The sequence below is a fragment of the Actinoalloteichus spitiensis RMV-1378 genome (assembly GCF_000239155.1).
GTDB classification, from domain to species: domain Bacteria; phylum Actinomycetota; class Actinomycetes; order Mycobacteriales; family Pseudonocardiaceae; genus Actinoalloteichus_B; species Actinoalloteichus_B spitiensis.
Genome location: NZ_AGVX02000532.1, coordinates 1 through 4,933 on the forward strand (window position 1 = coordinate 1; position 4,933 = coordinate 4,933).

Annotated in this window: 7 protein-coding genes; 6 read left to right on the forward strand and 1 reads right to left on the reverse strand. The window is 73.1% G+C overall.

From position 1 onward, the window contains the following. From ACTIDRAF_RS33055 to ACTIDRAF_RS0221100, 5 genes are all read left to right on the forward strand, one after another. Positions 1-156: DAK2 domain-containing protein (locus tag ACTIDRAF_RS33055; RefSeq protein ID WP_157163183.1), on the forward strand; the 156-nt coding region annotated here is incomplete at its 5' end. A 37-nt stretch (positions 157-193) separates the two neighbouring features. After that, positions 194-664: a ribose-5-phosphate isomerase gene (locus ACTIDRAF_RS0221085; protein ID WP_016700701.1), complete on the forward strand. Its 471-nt coding sequence runs from the start codon at positions 194-196 to the stop codon at positions 662-664. Further along, complete coding sequence (locus tag ACTIDRAF_RS0221090) at positions 665-1,456, forward strand: triose-phosphate isomerase family protein (RefSeq protein WP_016700702.1); 792 nt, start codon at positions 665-667, stop codon at positions 1,454-1,456. Between the two features lie 37 nt (positions 1,457-1,493). After that, entirely contained in the window at positions 1,494-2,288 is a 795-nt protein-coding gene (locus ACTIDRAF_RS0221095) for a sugar phosphate isomerase/epimerase family protein (RefSeq protein ID WP_016700703.1), read from the forward strand. Then, on the forward strand, positions 2,288-3,145 hold the full coding sequence (locus tag ACTIDRAF_RS0221100) for a phosphogluconate dehydrogenase C-terminal domain-containing protein (RefSeq protein ID WP_016700704.1): 858 nt from the start codon (positions 2,288-2,290) through the stop codon (positions 3,143-3,145). Before ACTIDRAF_RS0221095 ends, ACTIDRAF_RS0221100 begins: the two co-directional genes overlap by 1 nt. 114 nt (positions 3,146-3,259) lie before the next feature. On the opposite strand, the gene ACTIDRAF_RS0221105 is transcribed toward ACTIDRAF_RS0221100, so the two are convergent. After that, positions 3,260-3,607, reverse strand: coding sequence for a YybH family protein (locus ACTIDRAF_RS0221105; protein WP_016700705.1), 348 nt, complete (start codon positions 3,605-3,607; stop codon positions 3,260-3,262). 76 nt (positions 3,608-3,683) lie between these two features. On the opposite strand from ACTIDRAF_RS0221105, the gene ACTIDRAF_RS0221110 reads away from it, so the two are divergent. After that, the gene (locus ACTIDRAF_RS0221110) at positions 3,684-4,658 is read left to right on the forward strand and encodes a helix-turn-helix transcriptional regulator (RefSeq protein ID WP_016700706.1); all 975 of its coding nucleotides are present in this window, start codon (positions 3,684-3,686) and stop codon (positions 4,656-4,658) included. The last annotated feature ends 275 nt before the right edge of the window (positions 4,659-4,933 follow it).

The window sequence follows — 4,933 nt, forward strand, 5'->3', positions numbered from 1 at the left end:
GAGGCGGCCCGGCGGGCGGCCGAGGCCACCGCCGACCTGGTCCCCCGGATGGGCCGGGCCCGGCCGCTGGCCGAACGCAGCGTGGGCACGCCCGACGCGGGCGCGGTGTCGCTGGCGCTGATCGTGCGGGCCGTCCGCGACGTGCTCTCCGACTGAGCCGCCGGACGAGCCCGAGGGAAGGAAGGAGACGCTGATGAGCGACAGGCTGCGGATCGTCGTCGGTTCCGACGACGCCGGCTACGAGTACAAGGAAGCGCTGCGGAAGGACCTGGAGGCCCACGACCTCGTCGCCTCCGTGCGGGACGTCGGCGTGGACGCGGAGAGCCACACCCCCTACCCGAGCGTGGCGATCGCCGCCGCCGAACTCGTGGCGGCGGGGGAGGCCGACCGGGCCCTGCTGGTCTGCGGCACCGGGCTGGGCGTCGCGATCGCGGCGAACAAGGTGAAGGGCGTGCGGGCGGTGACCGCGCACGACAGCTTCTCGGTGGAACGGTCCGTGCTCAGCAACAACGCGCAGATCCTCACCTTCGGCCAGCGGGTCGTCGGCCTGGAACTGGCGCGGCGGCTGGCCAGGGAGTGGCTGACCTACCGCTTCGACGCGTCGTCCGCCTCCGCGGCGAAGGTCGCCGTGATCGGCGACTACGAGAACACCGGGACGGTCTGAGTGGGCGCCAGCGCGGTCACGGTCGGGGTGAGCCTGAAGATGTACTTCAGGCAGGCCAGGACCCTGGACTGGAGCCGGCGGGTCGCCGACCTCGCCCGTACCCACCAGGCCGTGACCAGCGGCCTCGTCGAGGTGTTCGCGCTGCCCGCCGCCCCCCTCATCCCCCCGGTGCTGGCGGCCTTCGCCGGCACCCGGGTGGGCGTGGGCGCGCAGGACCTGTCCTGGGCCGACTCCGGTGCCTACACCGGCGAGACCAGCGGAACGCTGCTGCGGGAACTCGGCTGCCGCTACGCCGAGGTCGGGCACGCCGAACGGCGGCGCCTGTTCGGCGAGGACGACCAGGTCGTCGCCGCCAAGACCGCCGCCGCCCTCCGCAACGGCCTGACCCCCGTGCTGTGCGTCGGGGAACCCGACCAGGTCTCCCCCGCCGAAGCCGCCCGGCGCTGCACCACCGAACTGGACACGCTGCTGGCCACCGCCGGACGGGACGGCGCGCCGGGCCGGGTGGTGGTGGCCTACGAACCGCACTGGGCGATCGGAGCACCCGAACCCGCCTCCGCCGAGCACATCGCCACGGTGTGCGCCGCGCTGCGGCGACGGCTCGCCGAGGACGCCGACCGGGCCGGCAGCAGGGTGATCTACGGCGGCAGCGCGGGCCCCGGCCTGCTCACCGAACTCGGCACCGAGGTGGGCGGGTTGTTCCTCGGCCGCTTCGCCCACGACCCCGACGCCGTCGCCACCATCCTCGACGAGGCGCTGGCCCTGCACGGCGCGGGGGCGCGGGCCCGATGAGCACCAGCACGGCCCTGACCGTGGAAAGGAGCACCCGATGGCGGTGGGACTGAGCACCTACGCCTACTTCTGGCGGCTGTCCGAGGCCGCGCCCGCGCCGGTCACCCTCGCCGAGGCGGTGGCGCAGACCCGGGAACTGGGCGGCGACGTCTTCCAGATCTGCGACCACCCCCCGGTCGAGGACCTGTCCGCCGAGCAGCTCGCCGAGCTCCGCCGGGTCGCCGACGACAACGGCGTCCAGCTCGAACTGGGCACCCGTGGGGTGCGGCCGGAGCACCTGCTGCGGTACCTCGACCTCGCCGAGGCCCTCGGCGCGACCTTCGTGCGGTCCATGCTGAACACGGCCGACCACCGGCCGTCCGTCGAGGAGGCGGTGGCCGCGCTGCGCTCGGCGCTCCCGGCCTTCGAGGAACGCGGCGTCACCCTCGGCCTGGAGACCTACGAGCAGGTCACGACCACCGACCTGCTCCGCGTGGTGGAGACGGTGGACAGCCCACGCCTGGGGGTGTGCCTGGACCCCGCCAACAGCGTCGCCCGCCTCGAACACCCCACCGACGTCGTCGAACGCACCGCCGACCGGGTGGTGAACATCCACGTCAAGGACTTCACCTTCACCCGGTCACCGGGCTGGGTCGGTTTCTCCCTCACCGGCTGCCCGCTCGGCACGGGTCTCCTCGACTACCACCACATGATCGGCCGGGTCCGGCCGGCCGAGAGGGAGATCAACCAGATCGTCGAGCACTGGCTGCCGTGGCAGGGCACGTTCGAGGAGACGGCCCGCCTGGAGGACCAGTGGACGCGGCACAACATCGAATTTCTGAGGAGCGAGTGATGGCTACCGAGCAGCTGACCGTCGCGGTCATCGGCGCCGCCGGCAAGATGGGCCTGCGGGTCTCGGCGAACCTGGAGCGGAGCGACTTCCGCGTCCTCTACAGCGAGAACTCCCCGGCCGGGCAGGAACTGCTCGCCAGCAAGGGCCGCGAGGTCATCGACAGCGTCGACGCCGCGAAGGAGAGCGACGTCGTCATCCTGGCCGTGCCCGACATCGTCCTGGGCAAGGTCTCCGAATCGCTGGTGCCGGTCATGCGCCCTGGCGCGATCCTGCTGACCCTCGACCCGGCCGCCGCCTACGCCAAGCTGCTGGCCCAGCGGGACGACCTGCACTACGCCGTCGCCCACCCCTGCCACCCGTCGGTGTTCCTGGAGCGCACCACCAAGGAGGAGTGGGCGGACACCTTCGGCGGCATCGCCGCCCCGCAGGAGGTCGTCGCGGCCATCGAGTCCGACGACACCGAACGGCGGGACGTCGCCGAGTCCGTCATCCGCACCATGTACGCCCCGGTCGTGGACGTGCACTGGGTGACGGTGAAGCAGCTGGCCGTCCTCGAGCCGACCCTGGTGGAGACCATCGCCTGCATGATCGGTTCCCTGCTCAAGGAGGCGCTGGAGGAGACGGTCACCACCGTCGGCGTCCCGGAGCCCGCCGCCAAGGCGATGCTCTACGGCCACACCCAGGTGGCGTTGGCGAACACCCTGAAGGGGTCGAACCCGTTCTCCGAGGCGTGCCTGATCGCGATGGACTACGGCCGGGAGACCATCATCAAGGACGACTGGAAGAAGGTCTTCCAGGACGACGAGCTGGACAAGGTCATCGCCAGGATGCTGCGGATCAAGCAGATCAACCGCTGAGCCCGCTCGCCGCTCGCCCCGGGTCGGCCGCTGCCCCGAGCGAGCCGCTCGGCGCCGCCCACCGCCGTCCTCGTGGAGCCCCCGCACGCGCGGGGGCTCCACCGCGTCATCGGATCACCCGTTGTCCGGCAGCAGCACCGGCTGGTCCACGACCCACAACCAGGTCCCGTCCTCCTGGCGACGCGCGACCTCGACCGCCATCTCCCCGGTGGTCAGCGTCGACACCGTGAGCGCCAGATCTCCGCTCACCAGCGCGGGGTGCTGCCTGCCCGGCTCGAGCTCCGGCGCGGCCGCGACGAACCGCTCGTACACCTGGCGGATCTCCGCGTGTCCCTTCGACAGGTCGCCCGGCGGGAACGCCAGCACGGCGTCCGGCTCGTACAACGCCACCAACCCGTCGACGTCCCCCGCCTTGCCGCGCTCGATGAAGTACCTGCCCAGGTCGTTCGGTTCGGTGGCCACTGCCCTGTTCGTCATGCTGAACAGCCTCGCAGCGAAACACGACACCTCCTGTCGGGTATTCCAGTAGGTTTTCCCGGTGCGCGCCGACCGGTTGGTCTCGCTGGTGCTGTTACTGCGCCAGCACGGCCGGCTGTCCGCGCCCGCCCTGGCCCGGGAGCTCGAGGTGTCCACCCGAACCGTGCTGCGCGACATCGAGGCGCTCTCCGCCGCCGGGGTCCCGGTGTACGCCGAACGTGGCCGGCACGGTGGTTTCGCCCTGCTGCCCGGTTTCCGGACCGAACTCGCCGGGCTCAACCACGACGAGGCACTCGCCCTGCTGGTCGTCGGGTCGCGACGCGGCGCGCAGGCGTTCGGACTGGGGGCGGCGCTGGCCTCGGCGATGCGCAAGGTGGTCGACGCGCTCCCCGAGGGTTCCCGGGCCGCCGCGGCCGGCGCGGTGCGACGGCTGCTCGTCGACCCGGAGACCGACCTCCTCGAACGCCGGCTCGCCCCCGAGGAGGTGCCCGCCGCGGTGGTGTCCGAGGTCCGGCGGGCGGTGTTCGCCGGGAGCAGGCTGCGCATCCACTACGCGGCGGGGGAACGGCCGCCGGCGTGGCGCACGGTGGACCCGATCGGCCTGGTCACCGCCCGGGACCAGGTGTACCTGCTGGCCACGAGGTCCGGTGCGGACCGCACCTACCGGCTGTCCCGGGTCCTGGCCGCCGAGGCCCTCCCCGAACCGGCGCGGCGAGCGGACCGGGTCGACCTGGCCCGGGACTGGCGGGAACGCGGCCGGCGGTTCCGGACCGCCGGGGACCAGGTCACCGTGCTGCTGCGGGTGAACCCGGCGCGGCGCGCGGAGTTGGTGGGCACCGTGTTGGCCGTCCGCTCGGAGACGGCCGACGCGGACGGCTGGCCCCGGCTGGAGGTGACCTTCCAGGACGCCAGGCACGCCGAGTGGGCGCTGTGGCAGCTGGCCACCGACGCGGAAGCCCTGGAGCCCCGGTGGTTGCGGGCCGCCCTGCACGACCGGGCCACCACACTCGCCACCCGCTACGCGACGCCCGGCTGAGGAACAACCCGTAGCGACCAGCTCGAACGACGGGCACCGCAACGCTCCCTCCCACCCGGGCGCTGCTGTGCACCGACATCCCCCGGGGACGCACGGGGGAGGCACCGGCCGTGGAGGGCGGCGCTGCTGACCGAGGAGCACGCCACCGGCGGCCGACCCGGTCGCCCACGTCGTCCGCGAACGCCCCGGTGCGGCAGCGGCGAACCCGCTCCCGAGCCGACCGGGAGGTCTGGCGGGTCGCCCACCAGCCCCGAGGGAACCCGCACCCCGCCCCC